Here is a 17,480-nt window from a genome sequence, read left to right as displayed (position 1 = left end):
AATCCCCTTTTAATCTTGAACTTTAAGACCCGTTAAGTATTGTGTAAGTGCATCAATTTCTTCATCGGATAAATCACCATAAGTATCGGTCATTTTGTTTCCAGGCTTCAGACTTTCAGGATCATTCAGCCATTTTTTAATGTTTTCTTCATTATTTTCAAGATATCCGATAATATGTTCACGGTCACCAAAGTTTGTTAAATTCGGTGCCATACGTGCTGCTTCAGGAGTTGTGTTAGCTGGAGTAACAGCGTGACATCCGATACAGCTATTGTTGAAAATTTCCTGACCTTGCTGTGCAGTTGCACTTTCAGCAGCTACAGGCTCAGTAACAGATTGCATATTGCCTACCCACTGATCAAATTGATCACGAGGAATCGCTCTAACCTTGAAATCCATTAAAGCATGTGAAGGTCCGCATAGCTCAGCACATTTCCCGTAGAAAATATTGTCTTCCATCTCACCAGCTTTATCTCCATCAAATGAAAGCCAGAATTTATTTACGTTGTCCGTATTCGTATCCATCTTTCCGCCAACAGCTGGAATCCAGAATGAATGCTTTACGTCAGATGCAATCAAATTGAAATAAACTCTTTCATCAGTAGGAACGACAAGCTCTTGGCTTGTAATGATTTCTTCGTTTGGATATTCAAATTCCCACCAATATAGGTTGGCACGTACATTTACTGTCGTAACATCAGTCTTGCCATCCTCATTTGTTTCTTCCATTGGAGAAACGTCAGCTAAATCAAATGTTGCTTTAACAGTTGGCACTGCTAAAACAAGAAGGAGAAGGATCGGGATAACAGTCCAGATAATTTCAAGCTTGTGACTTCCTTCAACCTGTTTTGGAATACTTTCATCCTTACGGCGGAACTTAAATAGCACAATAAGGAAAATTGCTGTTACAACAATGATAACACCCACCATGATCACTACGCTTAACAGCATCAAATCATACTGCGTACGAGCAACTTCTCCTGCAGGCTGAAGCGTCGATAGAAACGGTTCTCCACAGCCGGACAGTATTAGCGTTAGCATCGCAAACAGAAAAATAAAACTAAGACGCCCTTTTAAAAGCCTTTTCATAGCTAAAACATACCCCTCTTTCGTATAAAATTTCTTAATGTTGATGATAAATATGGATAAATCCTCTCTTCATGAAACTAAGGAAAGAGAAAATTTCCTAACAAAAAATAAATAATTATATAAGTGTGACAATTACCATAGCTACAAACAGGATGGTCAGATATTGTATGGAGTATACGAACATTAAAGTTGCCCACTTAATGTCGTCTTTAAATTTGTTTGCATACACTCCAACAGCAATCCATCCTAGATTCAGTAATGTCGCAAAAGCAATAAATGGTGTTCCTAAAGCCGGAAGAAGAAATGGAAGCGGAATCAATAAAATGATCCACACATATGTATGTATCTTCGTTACCTTAAATCCTTTAACAACAGGAAGCATCGGTACACCTGCAGCCCTATACTCTTCTGCTCTTCTCATAGCTAAAGCATAAAAATGCGGCGGCTGCCATATAAACATAATCAAAAATAAAACCCACGCCATTGGATCTAAATTGGCATCAACTGCAGCCCATCCGATTAAAGGCGGAACCGCACCAGAGATGCTGCCAACGATTGTGTTTGAAACAAATCTTCTTTTTGTCCAAAGCGTATACAGTACAACATAGCTAAAAACGCCAACTAAACCAATCAAAACAGCTGTTTTCGTTGTCAGCAGAAGCAGCAGAGTTCCTCCTGATATAAAGGCAAAACTCATAATAGCAACCATAACCGGTTTAACTTTCCCTGTTACAGTCGGCCTGGATTTTGTTCTTTCCATCAGGTGATCAATATCGCGATCAATATAGTTATTTAAACTGCATGAACCTGCAATAATTAGAGAAGACCCAACTAATGTAAAAAACACAATATCAAGATTATGGAAAAACCCTTTTCCGGTGAAATGCAATGCAAGCCATATTCCGGTAAAAGTAGTAATCGCATTAGAATTTACGATGCCGACTTTAATCAGTGCCATAAAATCCTTCCACACTGTCGTAGACGGCAAACCGTTTTTCAGGCTTCCTTCATTCCCCTCGATTCCAGCTTCGCTGAAAGCCCTCGAGTTAGCCATAAATTCTCCTCCTTTATCTTATATTACAAATACAACAACGTATAAATGCACCATCATCTACTATATAGCATTATTGCTCACTTTGCCATATTTGTAATAAAAATTGAGAGAATGCTTAAAAATTATATAGAAAATAGTTTTCCACTACGTAAATAGTGTTAACATCCATATGATACCGTTACCTTAAACACTCTTTTGTTATATTAAATCACATTTTTTAGCTATTTTGTGAAATTTTTTTGAAATAATTATGAATAATTTGTGTCAAAAAATAAAAATTATTAATTATTTGTTGCTTTTCTGCGATAATATATTGTAATTACATATGCAGCTTCTTAAATGAGATTTTTCTTACCAGTTTATGCTCACTATATGTAGAAGCACGGCTGCGAACACGTAGCTGGTATTCCTCTGAAGAACAGGACAGTTACGTATTCAGTTAAGAAGGAATCCACTACTTTCTTACTACATATTATGTATGCGCTTTATTTTACCCTTTACTACAAAACTATGTATCTTTTATTTTTAAGAAGCAGGAATCAATTTTGTTTAAATTACTTAATCGGATTCCCAAAATTACCCTCATTTATATTTCTAGCAAAATATGTGGTAACTTTCAACCATTTTTCAATTAAATAAAAGAACTGCTAGAATTACGGTTGTAAATATCTTCCCCATCCTGTACTATCAAAAAAGTGAACTTAATATACAAATACCTTTTAATTCAAAAGACTCATTTGATATGATAAACAGTAGACAATTATTAAGAAGGTGAAAAATTTTGCAGAAAAAACTTAAGTGGTTTGCCGTTCTGACTACGCTCGGAATGCTTCTAATACTACTAGGCGGGGCTCTCGTAACAAAAACCGATTCAGGTGAAGGGTGCGGCAACTCGTGGCCATTATGCCACGGACAGTTAATTCCTTCCGAGATTACAATGGAACTAGTGATCGAGTTTGCACATAGAGCTGTAACAGGCAGTGTTGGCATCATGGTGCTTGTTCTATCGATCTGGTCATGGAAAAAGATTGGACATATCCGTGAAACAAAATTTTTATCATTGGCTTCCTTTATTTTTTTAGTGTTACAAGCATTAATCGGCGCTGCTGCTGTTAAGTGGGGCCAATCTGATTTTGTTATGGCGCTTCATTTTGGCATCTCTCTTATCTCATTTGCTGCCGTCTTTTTGCTGACATTGCTAATTTTTGAAGTAGATAAGAAATTTGAAGCTGAAAAATTAATTATTGATAAGCGTATGAAATTTCATATGATCGGCATTACCATATATAGCCTGTTCGTTGTTTATACAGGTGCTCTTGTTCGCCATGTGGATGCTAGTTTGGTATGCAGAGATTGGCCGCTATGTGTGAACGACGGCTTCTACATGCCAGAAAGTTTTCATCAGTGGGTACAAATGGGGCACCGGGCAGCAGCTGGTCTCATCTTTATCTGGATTGCGTATGTAACGTATATCGCCATTAAGCATTATAAAAATCAAAAAGTGATATACGGCGGATGGATTGCAGCATTCAGCCTTGTGTCACTGCAAGTAATTGCCGGTGCTCTGGTCGTTATTACTAGATTAAATTTAATTATTGCTTTGGCTCATGCTTTCTTTATCACTTGTCTATTCGGGGTTCTTGCATATTTCATTTTACTGTTATCCAGAAATAAACATAATACAGTTATACTTAAAAATACAGAAAATCAAAAAAAAGCAGAGTCTAAAACTACTATACCGCCGATTACCATTCCATAAACCAAGAATTGATGATGAACGCAACAAAAAAACTCGCCGATTGGCGAGTTTTTTTGTTACTCTTTGCTTATTTCAATTAAAAGATCTCCTGTTTGAATGGCTTCACCATTGCTAACATGAATTCCCTTTACGATTCCAGAGAATGGAGCTTGAACCGTAGTTTCCATTTTCATGGCTTCTGTAATCATTAAGTGGTCACCTTTTTGAACTTTAGCTTCTTTTTCTACCAACACTTTAATTACAGTTCCAGGCATCGACGCACCTATGTGCTGTTCATTATGCGGATCTGCCTTTGCTTTTACAGCGATTGTTGACTTAATACTCTCATCCTTAATAATAACTTCACGCTGCTGTCCGTTTAATTCAAAATAAACAACTCTTGTTCCATCCGGCTGCGGTTCTCCTATTGAAACTAGTTTTACGATTAACGTTTTTCCAGTCTCGATTTCTACTTCGATCTCTCCCCCAAGCTCCATTCCATATAAGAATGTTGGTGTATCCAGAACGGAAATATCACCAAACTGCTGATGCGTTTTAATATAATCCATATAGACTTTCGGATATAAAGCATATGCAATAGCATCAAAGCTTGTTACTTGACGGCCGATCTCTTTAAAGAGCTTTTCCTTCAAGGCAGGGAAATCTACATCCTCCAGCAGCTCTCCCGGTCGGACAGTAATTGCTTTTTTGTCTTTTAGGATGACTTTTTGGAGCTGTTCCGGAAATCCTCCATACGGCTGTCCCAGATACCCTTCGAAGAGCTCCACGACCGAATCTGGAAAATCCAGTGAAAGTCCTTTTGTTAAAACATCTTCTTCTGATAATTTATTTTGTACCATATATAAAGCCATATCTCCAACCACTTTGGAAGATGGTGTCACTTTAACGATATCTCCAAACATTTCGTTAACCCGTGAATACATCGTTTTCACTTCATCCCACTTATCACCAAGGCCAACACCTTTTGCCTGCTGCTGCAGATTGCTGTATTGCCCGCCAGGCATTTCATGCTCGTAAACTTCCGTATGAGGAGCTACCATGCCACTCTCAAAATCATGGTAATATTTACGGATATCTTCCCAGTAATGTGCTAATTGTTCTAACGCCTGTATGTTCATGTCAGGCATACGTTCTGTACCTTCTAATGCATAATAGAGGGAGTTTGCACTCGGCTGTGAAGTTAAGCCAGCCATAGAGCTTAAAGCAACATCAACAATGTCAACTCCTGCTTCAATCGCTTTTGCGTAAGTGAATATGCCGTTTCCGCTCGTATCATGAGTATGCAAGTGAACTGGTATATCAATCGTTTCTTTTAACTCGGAAATAAGTGCATATGCTGATTGCGGTTTAAGTAATCCCGCCATATCCTTGATGGCTAAAATATGTGCACCCTGCTGCTCAAGCTCGCGAGCTAAGGACTTGTAGTAATTAAGGTCATATTTAGTCTTAAGCGGATTAGAAATATCCCCAGTGTAGCAAAGAGCAGCCTCTGCAATTTTACCTGTCTGCCGAACGGCATCTATCGCTACCTCCATACCCTTAACCCAATTCAAGCTGTCAAAAATACGGAATACATCAATTCCTGCATATGCACTTTTTTCAACAAATTCTCGTATCACATTATCTGGATAGTTTTTATATCCAACTGCATTGGAAGCACGAAGCAGCATTTGCAGCAGGACATTAGGCATTTGTTCTCTTAACGTCAGCAGTCTTTCCCATGGATCTTCCTTCAAAAACCTGTACGCGACATCAAATGTGGCTCCACCCCACATTTCATAAGAGAACATATTGGGAAGAAGTTTAGCTGTCGGTTCGGCAATATGCTTTAAATCGGTTGTCCTTACACGCGTAGCAAGCAGAGATTGATGCGCATCTCTAAAAGTTGTATCCGTCAGAAGAACTTTTTGCTGTTCTTTTATCCATTTTACCAAGCCTTCAGCACCGCGTTCTTCTAAAATTTGCTTTGTGCCCTGCTGATAAGGTTCATTATGTTTTACTTTCGGGATTCTTGGTGCTTCAAAAGCAGGACGTTTGCTCTTTTCAACTCCTGGAAACCCGTTAATCGTTACATTGCCAATATAAGAAAGCATCTTTGTGCCGCGGTCTTTTCTTTTTGGAAAAATAAAAAGTTCTGGTGTCTGATCAATAAACGACGTGTCATATTCACCTTTTTGGAATTTCTGATGCTTTACAACATTCTCAAGGAACATAATATTCGTTTTTACACCGCGAATTCGAAATTCCTGAAGATTTCGAATCATTTTTGCAGATGCCTGCTTAAATGTCATCGCATGTGTAGAAAGCTTTACAAGCAATGAATCATAGTGAGGAGTGATCACTGCTCCCTGGTATGCATTGCCGGCGTCAAGTCTGACACCAAAGCCACCGCCTGATCGATAAGCCATTAGCTTTCCAGTGTCAGGCATAAAGTTATTGAGAGGATCTTCTGTTGTCACCCTTGACTGGATGGCAAATCCTGTAATATGTATATCGTTCTGCTGTGGGATTCCAACCGTCTCACCGTGCAAATCATGACCCTCAGCAATCATAATTTGTGATTGAACAATATCAACACCCGTAATCATTTCAGTGATTGTATGTTCAACCTGAACACGGGGATTTACCTCAATGAAGTAAAATTTATTTCCTGAAACAAGGAATTCGACTGTTCCTGCGTTAATATAGTCAACATTTTTCATGAGCTTGACAGCAGCTTCACAAATATCATTTCTTACATTTTCGTCTAATGACACACATGGCGCTACTTCCACTACCTTTTGATGACGGCGCTGCACGGAACAATCTCTCTCGAACAAGTGCACGATATTTCCATGCTCATCCCCAATAATCTGCACCTCAATATGTTTAGGGTTTTCGACAAACCTCTCTACATACACTTCATCATTTCCAAAGGCAGCTTTTGCTTCTGATTTAGCACGATCGTATGCTTCTTTTACCTCGCCGGCACTTTTAACAATTCGCATCCCGCGTCCGCCGCCGCCTAAAGAGGCTTTAATGATAATTGGATAGCCGTGCTGCTCTCCAAAATGCTCAACTTCATCAAAGCTGGCAACTGGCCCGTCACTTCCCGGAATGACAGGAATGCCTGCCAGCTGAGCTTGAGTTCTTGCTTTTACCTTATCGCCAAACATATCTAAGTGCCTTGAATGAGGACCAATAAATTTAATTCCTTCTTCTTCGCAGCGCTTAGCGAACTGAATATTCTCAGATAAGAATCCATAGCCTGGGTGGATCGCATCCACATTACTTTCTTTTGCAATCTCAATAATGCCTTCAATGTCTAAATAGGCATCAATCGGTTTTTTCCCTTCTCCAACAAGGTAAGCTTCGTCTGCTTTATATCGATGATAGGAAACAGAGTCCTCTTTGGAATAGACAGCAACTGTTCTAATATTTAGTTCGGTACAAGCCCGAAAAACACGAATAGCAATTTCTCCTCTGTTTGCCACCAAAACTTTGCGAATACGCTGATCCATAAAAAACACCCCGACTTTGTTATAGTTTTCTTATGATTTATTTTACTTGCGCCCGATAGAAGCACCGCTAGAATATAGCGGAGCACTTTCAGGCACAGGGTTTTCAGCTTTATGTTTATATTTTTCTTCATATTTTACAAACATTGATACATTTAAAAGGACACCAATTGCAATAGACATTTGCAGCAGTGAAGAACCACCATAACTTATAAACGGCAAAGTAACACCTGTTAGCGGGATCACCCCAGAAATGCCTGCTAAGTTTATAAACGCCTGAATTCCAATCATGCTTGAAATCCCGATCGCAAGCAGACTTCCAAATGGATCTTTGCATTTCATTCCTATGTAATAGCCCCTCAGAACGATATACCCTAAACCCAGCAGCACAAAACTAACACCAAAAATGCCTAACTCTTCAGCAATGACTGCCATAATAAAATCAGTATGCACCTCTGGTAAATAGCCTAATTTTTGCACACTCTCACCTAAACCCAGACCTTTTAATCCGCCCATTCCTAAAGATATAAAAGAGTTTGAGAGCTGGTAGCCGTGTTCGGATCCAAATGGATCAATGAAGGCTTCAAATCTGCCAAGTCTTTTTTCAGAGAATATTTTTTCTCTAAGCAACAGGACGATCGGCACTAAAATGGAGATGCCGATTAAGCCAAGTTTAAAAATATTTTTGTAATTCATGCCAGAAGCAAAAATAATTGTGGCAGCAATTAAAAAGATGATTGCTGCTGTACCAAAATCAGGCTGCACTGCAATTAACATACAAACCAGTATTAAATAAGCAAGCGGCGGTGCTACCCCGCGGTTGAACTCATTTATGTAAGGCTGCTTTTTTGCATAAACAGCTGCCAGGTAGATAATGACACTTAGTTTGACAAATTCTGCCGGCTGCAGACTCCGTGTTCCTACTTCAAACCAGCTCAGTGCATTTCCTGCAACAGTTCCAATTATGAAGAGGCCGGATAGCCCAATAATTGATAAAAACACCATTGGAACAAGAATCTTATTGCTCATAAGTGCTTTGTATGGAAATAAAGCTACAACAATGAGCACAAAAGCAGAGATGATTAAGTTCGTTTTTTGTTTTTCATAGAAAAAATCGCTAGACTGCCCATAATATTGGACTGCCATGACCATACTTGAACTGTAAACCATTACGAGACCAAATATACAGAGCAGCACAACCACAGCTAGTAGAGTGTAATCATAAGATTTTAATATTTTTTTAAACATTGGTCCTCTTCCCTTATTTTCTAGGTTGTCATAGTTATTCGACTTAAGTGTAGGATTTCCTGCCTGCATCATTAGAAGAGAGCAAAAACTAGCAATTCTGTTCTCTTTTAATGTAACATACTAATTAATAATATTCTATAATTATGTCATACTATTTAAGTTTACTGTTACAAAAAACTAACTGGGAAATACAGTGTTTTTTAAAAAGTTGCAGGTGTAAAAAAACTCAAACATCACAATGAATGTTTGAGTTCTTTCAGTTATTTTTTAACTGATGCTTCATGCAGAGCTGATAGCTCACGTTCTAATTCACCAAGTATAGCTTTCCCTTCCTGATCGTCTATTAAGCCTAAACGGACAGCAAAATCTATCTCTCGAGATAAGCCAAACATCTGCGTGTCAAGAACTTCCTCATACAAAGGGCACTGAGGCATTGTTAAATTGTCCATTTGGACCTTAATTAGTTTTAATATTTTATCAGCATCTGCTTTAAGCAGTGCATTAGCTTTCTCTTTATGATCCATAATCATTTCAGAAGCCAACATCAATCCCCCCGTTTCCGAGCGACTATCCTATCTATAAATTCTATACTTAACCTATAAAAAAAGCAAGAATAATACGGACAAGCTTCCGTTAATTTGTCTTAAAAATTTATATAGTCTCAAATAAGCGGATTAAACACTTGAATCTTTCAACTTTCCTGCCAATTTGAAAAAATGACAATAAAAGAAATTAGGGGTATAATTTTATCCATATGTAAGCGCTGAACAACTGGGAGGGAATTGTAATGGAAAATATTATATCAATTAGCGGAAATGTAAAATTTCCGATAACATTAGATCCAGGTGTTTGGATCTTTGATGACCGCCGCGTGGATTTAAATACATATTTTGATGAAGCCATTGAAAAAACGGATGCACTGGAAGAATACACCAAGTCTATTTCAAAGCATTGGGACAGAGAAATCATGGAAGGTGCCATTTATCCGCCTACACTAAAATCAGAAAAAAAGTTTGAAAAAGAAAAAGTTTTGACTGGCACCTTCGGCATTCCGTTAGCCCCATTTATTAAAAATGCAGAGCCTAATGAAGATGCTTCAAGTGTCATTATAATCAGCCGTAACGGAGAAGAGCAAGTGTCTTTAGAAGATGCAATGGGTATGATTCTCGGATTTTCAAAAGAAGGAAAGCCATTGAAGGAAGACGGACCTATTCATGCTTATTTTGGTGATGGCAGCAATTCTAATAGTCCATTTAAAAACATTTCATCATTCCAAATTAAGTAGCTCCAGCAAAGGAGAATCACTAAAAATCATGTCAAAAAGGCAAAAGCAGCCCTTTTTGACATGATTTTTTTTAGAGCAAATCGGCAGCCAGCTGAGCCAGACCAGATCTTTCTCCCTTCACGAGTTTTACATGACCAGAAACTGTCTGATCTTTAAAACGCTCCAGCACATAGGTTAATCCGTTATTATATGCATCTAAATATGGATGATCAATTTGCTCAGGATCCCCCATTAGGACAATTTTACTTCCTTCCCCTACTCTTGTAAGAATCGTTTTTACTTCATGCTTGGTTAAATTTTGCGCTTCGTCAATAATAATGTATTGATCTGGAATACTTCTCCCGCGGATGTATGTCAGTGCTTCCACTTCAATTGAACCCATTCCCGCCAAAATGGCATCGAGCTCACCTGGCTTTTTGACGTTAAATAAATATTCCAGATTATCGTAAATCGGCTGCATCCAAGGTCTTAACTTTTCTTCCTTTTCTCCTGGCAAAAATCCTAAATCCTTGCCAACTGGAACAATGGGCCTAGCAACAAGAAGTTTTTTAAAGTGGCCATAGTCCTCTGTTTGCATTAGTCCCGCAGCAAGCGCTAATAATGTCTTTCCTGTTCCCGCTTTTCCAATAAGAGTAATCAGCGGAATATCTTTTTTCAGCAGCAATTCCAAAGCCATTGTCTGCTGTACGTTTCGCGGCTTAATTCCCCATATATGTTCAAAGTCAAAAATCAGCTTTTTAACTTTTTTGCCAGAAGAATCAACCATCCCAAGTGCTGATGAAGAAGATCCCAACGCATCCTTCATAACCAGAAATTGATTTGGGTAGAAGGGATGATTCACAATATCTGCAAGTAATAGCTCACCTTTTTCATAAAACTTATTCAACTCTTCCTTTTGTACATATACCTCTAAAAACCCAGTATAAATATGGTCGTTTTCAATTACCCGATCACTTAAGAAATCTTCGCTCATTAAACCAATTGCATCAGCCTTTACACGAACCAATGCGTCCTTGCTTACCAGGATCACAGGTTTGCCGTTTCCTTTTGTTTCTTCTTCAAGAGAGAGATTTTTGGCAACAGCTAATATGCGGTTATCATTTGTTTTTTCTACAAAAATTTCTTGAAGCTGATGAAATGATCTGTGATTTAATTCAATTCGAAGGCTTCCGCCGTTTTCGAGCGGAATTTTCTCATGAAGCTTGCCATTTAATCTCATGCTGTCTATGAGCCTCGATACCTGCCTTGCATTCCTGCCTATTTCGTCCATATATCTTTTTTTAGAATCGACTTCTTCTAAAACGACTGCTGGAATAACCACCTCATTTTCTTCAAAAGAATAAATGGAAAATGGGTCTTGCAACAAGACATTTGTATCTAACACATAAATTTTTCTCAATCCCGATGCCTCCTGCCCTCGTAGCCATAGTATTGTGCAATATGTTTTGCTGATCCCATTCACACTTCTTGCTGGAAAAAGGAATGGGACAAATTGAACTTTGGTAAACTATATGTTTTTCTGCATAAAGATAGAAGATATTTTACACAATAATCAAGAAAGGTTCAGATTAAATCAGGCTTATTTCACCCATAACTAAATATGGTCTAATTCTAACATTGGAGGTAAAGGTAATGAGGTATATTCTTTTTTTACTATTTGCCAGTCTTTTATTAACTGGATGCGGAATGAATAATGACCAAAATAATGCTTCTGGTCTAAACCAAAATACTGGTCAAAATGCAATAAATGTTCGGAACAGCACCATACAGGAAACAGATCGTCAGACAGGGCAGGAAATCTCTAAACACCTTGTCGATCTGGCTACAAGCTTACCTAACGTAAACGATGCAACCGCCATCGTCCTTGGCCAGTACGCAATCGTTGGGATTGATGTTAATCAAGATCTTGATCGTTCTGAAGTTGGTTCGATTAAATTTTCAGTTGCTGAAAGTTTAAAAAAAGATCCGCATGGTGCAAGAGCACTGGTAGTAGCTGACCCAGATATTAATGCCCGCTTGCGTGAGATTAGAGATGATATTGGAGCTGGCCGGCCGCTTCAGGGCATCATGAATGAATTAGCAGATGTTTCCGGCAGATTAATACCTGAAGTACCGGCAGATATGGTTGATCCGAATCCGCGCAACGCTACTGAAGAGCCGGATAAAAGACTTAATAATAATCAAGAACAAAAATTAGAACAGAAACAGCAGGAACAATCTAATCATTACAAAAACGGAAAAGAATCCAAGAACAGCAATAATGAAAATAACTAGGTATCATTTAACATGACAAAAAGAATCCGACGATAAAAAGAAAAAGCTTATGTATGGAATTTTAGACTCCTTTGTAAGGAATTCAGAATTCCGGCCTAAGCTTTTTTCATTGCATCCATGACCTGATCATCCAGCCGGGAAGCTGCTTCCAGATCATATGTCTTATCATAATGAGGCTGTACTGTCATTTTCGCTCCGTAGAACATCACATCCCTAACCTCATCAATTCGCATTGAAACCAGTGTCAGTTTTAACGGCAGATGATTAAGAATATCTTCTTTAATGGTCGTTTTTCCAGCTATTGAATAAGCAGATTCATCAGCAATAATGTGAACAATGACCTGATTATTCTCTTTTATGTTCTGGATGATCCTCGAATGGCTTTCAACTGCAAAATAAATTGTTTTTTCATTCTTTGCCATTATCCACGATAAGGCATGTACATTTGGGCCGCCTGTCTCATAATCAACTGTTGCCAAAGTAACAAAACGCTCCTTTTGCATTTCTTTGAACAGCGGCTCTGTCAATTGATTTTCAACTCTGTTAGCCATGATGAAGGCACCTCCTCTTTATCACTATCATAGTATGTTTTTAATACTTGTTTCAACTTTCACCCCTTTTTCAAAAGGAACCGCCAAGGACGTGTAACCACTTTATTACTTCCATCCCCTCTTTTGCTGAGATAATTAAATTCGAAACAGAAGTTGTGTTATATTATAATAAAAGAAAGAACTATTAACTGAGGTGTAATATATGCGAGTTAAATGTGTACTATGTGATAAAATAGAATCCATTCCAAACGATTCTGCTGAGGCGAAAAGATTACGCAATCGCCCTATTCATACATATATGTGTAAAGTTTGTGAGGACCGCATTGCAGAAAGAACAAAGCAGCGTGCTGCCACGGGGAATTTCAGGCTTTATAAAAGCCCTAAAAGTGATGATGAATGGTAGTTCGATCTAAAAACCCAAACTTCTAACAGATTCCAATCCAACGGAGTAGGATTGAATGAAGAGGGTATCAAAAAAGCCAGACGCTTATAGCGTCTGGCTTTTTTAAAAATCAATGCATCATAGCTGAAAATACAATTATTCTGCACTGGCTTGCTGCTTCTTTTCCTGATGGAGCCTAATTTTATAAATAATTAAAATTAAGGCAGCAACCACAAGGCCTTCTGCAACAGGCAGGAAAACACCTAAAAAGGTAAGCAGGGTACAGCCAAGGATCAGAAATGAGTAAATCACAACTGATTTCCCCAGCGGGAGCTTTTTTGCAAAGCCTAGCTTAAAGACTAAAATCGATAAGAGGACTATTGTAATATACAAAAGCCACATACCTAAATCAGGGTTTTCATGGACTTTAAATAGAGCTGCGAAAAAAGATAATCTTTCTTCAACCATAACTTCTCGCCCCCCTCATAAAGCTTAGTTTGTTTCTGCTAGTTTCTTCTTCTTCGCTACACGCTCACGCTCGTTCTTGTCTAGAATTTTCTTGCGCAAACGGATTGATTCAGGTGTAATTTCACAAAGCTCATCGTCATTCAAATATTCCAATGCTTCTTCAAGCGTCATGATGCGAGGCTTTTTCATTGTTGCTGTCTGATCCTTGTTCGCTGAACGAATGTTTGTAGCTTGTTTTACTTTTGTAATATTTACAGTAAGATCGCTTTCACGGTTATGTTCTCCAACAATCATACCTTCATAAATTTCAGTACCAGGCTCAACAAAGATCACACCGCGGTCTTCTACTTGCATGATACCATAAGTGGAAGATTTGCCGCTTTCCATAGAAACAAGCACACCTTGACGTCTGCCACCTACTTGCCCAGCAACAACTGGCTGATAGCTGTCAAATGTATGGTTTATAATTCCGTATCCGCGTGTTAACGTTAAGAACTCAGTTGTATAACCGATTAAGCCGCGAGCAGGTACATTAAAAGTTAAGCGCACTTGGCCATTTCCGTTATTCACCATATCAAGCATTTCACCTTTACGTGCTCCAATCGATTCCATAATAGAGCCTGTATGCTCTTCAGGAACATCAATTTGTACACGCTCAATTGGCTCACATCTTACGCCATCAATGTCACGGATGATAACTTCCGGCTTAGATACCTGAAGCTCAAATCCTTCTCTGCGCATATTTTCAATTAAGATAGATAAGTGAAGCTCACCACGGCCGGAAACGATCCATGCATCTGGTGATTCTGTATTTTCAACACGTAAGCTTACATCTGTCTGCAGCTGCGCACGCAATCTTTCCTCTACTTTACGTGAAGTGATGTATTTTCCTTCTTTACCCGCGAATGGGCTATTGTTTACAAGGAAAGTCATCTGTAAAGTAGGCTCATCAATTCTTAATACCGGCAATGCCTCTTGATGCTCAACTGGGCAAACTGTTTCCCCAACGTTGATATCTTCCATTCCAGATACAGCAATTAAATCCCCAGCTTTTGCTTCTTGAACTTCTTCACGCTTTAAGCCAAAGAAACCAAAGATTTTCGTTACACGGAATTGTTTAACAGAGCCATCTAGCTTCATAAGAGCTACCTGCTGACCAACCTTCATTGTTCCGCGGAACACACGTCCAACTCCGATTCTGCCGACATAGTCGTTGTAATCAAGAAGTGCAACTTGGAACTGAAGCGGCTCTTCACTGTTATCAACTGGTGCTGGAATATTATCAACAATTGTCTCATATAGAGACTGCATGTTTTCATCCTGCTTTGCAGGATCTGGATCCACACTAGCTGTTCCGTTGATAGCAGATGCATAAATAACTGGGAAATCAAGCTGATCTTCGTTTGCATCTAATTCAATAAACAAATCAAGTACTTCATCAATTACTTCTTCAGGACGAGCAAAGTCACGGTCGATTTTGTTTACAACAACAATCGGTGTTAAGTTTTGCTCTAACGCCTTTTTAAGCACGAAGCGAGTTTGCGGCATACAGCCTTCATAAGCATCAACGACTAGTAATACGCCGTCTACCATTTTCATGATACGCTCTACTTCTCCACCAAAGTCAGCATGTCCAGGTGTATCAAGAATGTTTATGCGTGTATCTTTGTACTGGATTGCAGTATTTTTAGCCAAAATGGTAATACCGCGCTCCCTTTCGATATCATTTGAATCCATTGCACGCTCTTCTACATGCTCGTTTGTTCTAAATGTACCAGATTGCTTTAAAAGCTGGTCAACAAGCGTCGTTTTACCGTGATCAACGTGCGCGATTATAGCAATATTACGAATATTTTCTCTGAGTTTCAAAAAATTTTCCTCCTAGCCTATTTATCAAATAATAGCTTTTAGCTTCATTTTTATACGATAACTGAAACATTATACCATAAACAAACTAGAAAGCTAAAAGCTTTTTATGTAAAATATTTATTAAGAATAGCTTTTATAGAGTATTACTAGAGTTTTTCCATCATTGTATGGTAAAAAGAGAACAGAAAGCATCTAATTGAAAGGGTAAGCAAACATGTTTTTGATGCGGCCATCGCCACAGACAAAACAGCCCTGCGGAAAGGAATGGCGATAATGAAAAAGATTCAATGGCCTTTATTAGCTTGTGCGGTCGCCGCTGCTATATGTATTGGAGCAATTGGAATTGCCATTAGTGAAAGAAGTATATTAGGCATTCTAGCATGTATTGCTGGTTTATTTGTTGTAATGGGTTTTGGCTTCAAGACAAAAAAGAAAATGCGCGAAAAAGGATTATTGTAGCGTTTAAAAGGGCGATCCAAAGCGGACGCCTTTTTACGTGTTGCAGGTTTGTAAGTAGAAAGTATAAAAAATTTAAATTTCATCCTAAATTCATAAAAAACTAAACAGCTTTATTAGTTTCCCTACAACTTTTAATAACTGAAAAAAGTGCAGCAATATCTGCTGCACCTCCTCCATCACTTATTACGCTACATCATCGTCGGTTTGACAAAAATTAAATACTGGACATCTTGCTTGTCTTTTTCAAGCTTGAATTGTTCATAGCCGCATTCTGATAAGAAAGAAATCCACTCATTTTCCATGATCGGAACACCCGCATAAATTGCTTTATGACCCTTATCCTTCATTTCATCCGAGAGCTTGTCTAAAATCCTTTCACCAAAGCCTTTTCTTCTAAATCCAGAATGAACAAGCAATGTTCCAAGCCAAGGCTTTTTATTTGAAGGTGAAGACTGAGTGTGGTGAGATACGGAAATAGGAGTTCCGCCCAGTTCCCATACTCTCCATTCCCCTCCTGCATACTCATGATCCTTCAAAAAGGTTTCAAGAGTCCTATCTCCTAATTCAATTTCCTTCCACTTTGAACTCTGTGAAATTAAACTTTCGAAGAAGGGATAATCTGATTTTCCAAGCATTCTCCATGAAAGATTACCATTTTCCATTATGAAGATAATCCTTCATGATCTCATCATGCAATTCTTCATTGGCAAAAAAGACAGAGCCGCCTTCGAGCATATTAAGTTTTTCTCCCCTTAGGTTTGTTGCACGTCCTCCAAGCTCTTCAATGATAATCAACCCTGCCGCAAAATCCCAGGGAGCGAGCCTTAACGTTAAGTATGCATCAATCCGGCCAGTTGCCACATAAACAATTTCTAAAGCAGCTGAACCATATGAGCGTGTACCTCGGGATTTTTTTACAAGAGGTGTTAAAAGACTTGAATCAATCCGTCTGTTTTCTGTCACCCAAGTTGCATTTAAACCTAAGATTGATTCAGCTAGTTTCGTTTTGCGCATCTGAGGAATTTTTAAGTCATTGAGGTATGCCCCCTCACCTGAAATGGCATGATACAGTTCATCATGAACAACATCATAAATGAGGCCGATTTTCCCAACTCCATCTTCAAAGATTCCAATTGAAATAGCAAAATTACGCTGCTGATGCACAAAGTTCATCGTGCCGTCAATAGGATCAATGATCCACACAATGCCTTCTAATGACTGAACATCATCTCCAAAGCCTTCTTCTCCCAAGATACGGTGATCCGGAAAGACACTGTTAATTTTTTCGATAAAAAAACGCTCTGTTGCCTGATCTATATCCGTTACTAAATCATTAGCATGTGACTTTGTCTGAATGGTTAATTCTTTAGAAAAAGAATCCTTTATTCTATCACTTGCTTCTTTAATCCACTTTTTTGCATATGTATCAATCTTTTTTAAATCTGTCATATAGTTAACATCCTTTTCTATAGGCTATTTTATTTTATCTCCAGATTGTTATTTCAAGTTGTTTAAAATACTTTTAGCTTAAAATAAGCCTGCAAA

The 17,480-nt window shown here is 38.4% G+C and carries 16 protein-coding genes; 5 read left to right on the top strand and 11 right to left on the bottom strand.

The features are described from left to right. Positions 1 to 9 precede the first annotated feature (9 nt). Both coxB and cyoE read right to left on the bottom strand, forming a co-directional pair. Entirely contained in the window at positions 10 to 1,089 is a 1,080-nt protein-coding gene (gene coxB / locus J1899_RS08960) for a cytochrome c oxidase subunit II (protein ID WP_066446983.1), read from the bottom strand. Positions 1,090 to 1,204: 115 nt separating this feature from the next. Continuing rightward, on the bottom strand, positions 1,205 to 2,143 hold the full coding sequence (gene cyoE / locus J1899_RS08955) for a heme o synthase (RefSeq protein ID WP_214478445.1): 939 nt from the start codon (positions 2,141 to 2,143) through the stop codon (positions 1,205 to 1,207). A gap of 781 nt (positions 2,144 to 2,924) precedes the next feature. On the opposite strand from cyoE, the gene J1899_RS08950 reads away from it, so the two are divergent. Further along, positions 2,925 to 3,902 carry a COX15/CtaA family protein gene (locus J1899_RS08950; RefSeq protein WP_214478444.1) on the top strand — a complete coding sequence of 326 codons (978 nt, stop codon included), beginning with the start codon at positions 2,925 to 2,927 and terminating at the stop codon, positions 3,900 to 3,902. 56 nt (positions 3,903 to 3,958) lie between these two features. On the opposite strand, the gene pyc is transcribed toward J1899_RS08950, so the two are convergent. The 3 genes from pyc to J1899_RS08935 all read right to left on the bottom strand — a co-directional run bounded on the left by pyc (position 3,959) and on the right by J1899_RS08935 (position 9,189). Beyond that, the gene (gene pyc, locus J1899_RS08945; protein ID WP_066446995.1) at positions 3,959 to 7,402 is read right to left on the bottom strand and encodes a pyruvate carboxylase; all 3,444 of its coding nucleotides are present in this window, start codon (positions 7,400 to 7,402) and stop codon (positions 3,959 to 3,961) included. A 42-nt stretch (positions 7,403 to 7,444) separates the two neighbouring features. Next, positions 7,445 to 8,647: an FtsW/RodA/SpoVE family cell cycle protein gene (locus J1899_RS08940; RefSeq protein WP_066446998.1), complete on the bottom strand. Its 1,203-nt coding sequence runs from the start codon at positions 8,645 to 8,647 to the stop codon at positions 7,445 to 7,447. Positions 8,648 to 8,907: 260 nt separating this feature from the next. After that, positions 8,908 to 9,189 (bottom strand): Fpa/YlaN family protein, encoded by a 282-nt coding sequence (locus tag J1899_RS08935; RefSeq protein ID WP_066447001.1) that lies wholly within the window; start codon positions 9,187 to 9,189, stop codon positions 8,908 to 8,910. A 245-nt stretch (positions 9,190 to 9,434) separates the two neighbouring features. On the opposite strand from J1899_RS08935, the gene J1899_RS08930 reads away from it, so the two are divergent. Then, a complete protein-coding gene (locus J1899_RS08930; RefSeq protein WP_214478443.1) occupies positions 9,435 to 9,932 on the top strand; it encodes a peptidyl-prolyl cis-trans isomerase in 498 nt (165 codons plus the stop codon). Positions 9,933 to 10,002: 70 nt separating this feature from the next. Here the strand turns inward: J1899_RS08930 and J1899_RS08925 are convergent, their stop codons facing one another. Then, positions 10,003 to 11,331 (bottom strand): PhoH family protein, encoded by a 1,329-nt coding sequence (locus J1899_RS08925; RefSeq protein ID WP_066447005.1) that lies wholly within the window; start codon positions 11,329 to 11,331, stop codon positions 10,003 to 10,005. Between the two features lie 233 nt (positions 11,332 to 11,564). Here J1899_RS08925 and J1899_RS08920 point away from each other — a divergent pair, with 233 nt between their 5' ends. Next, complete coding sequence (locus J1899_RS08920) at positions 11,565 to 12,206, top strand: YhcN/YlaJ family sporulation lipoprotein (RefSeq protein WP_214478442.1); 642 nt, start codon at positions 11,565 to 11,567, stop codon at positions 12,204 to 12,206. Positions 12,207 to 12,301: 95 nt separating this feature from the next. Here the strand turns inward: J1899_RS08920 and J1899_RS08915 are convergent, their stop codons facing one another. Continuing rightward, the gene (locus J1899_RS08915; protein ID WP_214478441.1) at positions 12,302 to 12,757 is read right to left on the bottom strand and encodes a pyridoxamine 5'-phosphate oxidase family protein; all 456 of its coding nucleotides are present in this window, start codon (positions 12,755 to 12,757) and stop codon (positions 12,302 to 12,304) included. Between the two features lie 202 nt (positions 12,758 to 12,959). Between J1899_RS08915 and J1899_RS08910 the strand changes: the two genes are divergently transcribed. Then, positions 12,960 to 13,160, top strand: coding sequence for a YlaI family protein (locus tag J1899_RS08910; RefSeq protein ID WP_066447015.1), 201 nt, complete (start codon positions 12,960 to 12,962; stop codon positions 13,158 to 13,160). Between the two features lie 135 nt (positions 13,161 to 13,295). On the opposite strand, the gene J1899_RS08905 is transcribed toward J1899_RS08910, so the two are convergent. Then, positions 13,296 to 13,607, bottom strand: coding sequence for a YlaH-like family protein (locus J1899_RS08905; protein ID WP_066447018.1), 312 nt, complete (start codon positions 13,605 to 13,607; stop codon positions 13,296 to 13,298). A gap of 24 nt (positions 13,608 to 13,631) precedes the next feature. Next, positions 13,632 to 15,476, bottom strand: a complete 1,845-nt coding sequence (typA, locus tag J1899_RS08900; RefSeq protein WP_066447020.1) for a translational GTPase TypA — start codon at positions 15,474 to 15,476, stop codon at positions 13,632 to 13,634. Positions 15,477 to 15,749: 273 nt separating this feature from the next. On the opposite strand from typA, the gene J1899_RS08895 reads away from it, so the two are divergent. Then, positions 15,750 to 15,935, top strand: a complete 186-nt coding sequence (locus J1899_RS08895) for a YlaF family protein (protein WP_066447023.1) — start codon at positions 15,750 to 15,752, stop codon at positions 15,933 to 15,935. A gap of 188 nt (positions 15,936 to 16,123) precedes the next feature. On the opposite strand, the gene J1899_RS08890 is transcribed toward J1899_RS08895, so the two are convergent. Together J1899_RS08890 and J1899_RS08885 are read right to left on the bottom strand one after the other, a co-directional pair. Beyond that, positions 16,124 to 16,597 (bottom strand): GNAT family N-acetyltransferase, encoded by a 474-nt coding sequence (locus tag J1899_RS08890; protein WP_066447025.1) that lies wholly within the window; start codon positions 16,595 to 16,597, stop codon positions 16,124 to 16,126. Beyond that, positions 16,584 to 17,384: an inositol monophosphatase family protein gene (locus J1899_RS08885; RefSeq protein ID WP_214478440.1), complete on the bottom strand. Its 801-nt coding sequence runs from the start codon at positions 17,382 to 17,384 to the stop codon at positions 16,584 to 16,586. Before J1899_RS08885 ends, J1899_RS08890 begins: the two co-directional genes overlap by 14 nt. Between the last annotated feature and the right edge of the window lie 96 nt (positions 17,385 to 17,480).

This window comes from Cytobacillus gottheilii (assembly GCF_018582665.1).
In the GTDB taxonomy this organism is placed as follows: domain Bacteria; phylum Bacillota; class Bacilli; order Bacillales; family Cytobacillaceae; genus Cytobacillus; species Cytobacillus gottheilii.
Note: the sequence above shows the minus strand (reverse complement) of the source record. Positions and strands in the feature narration are given on the sequence as shown.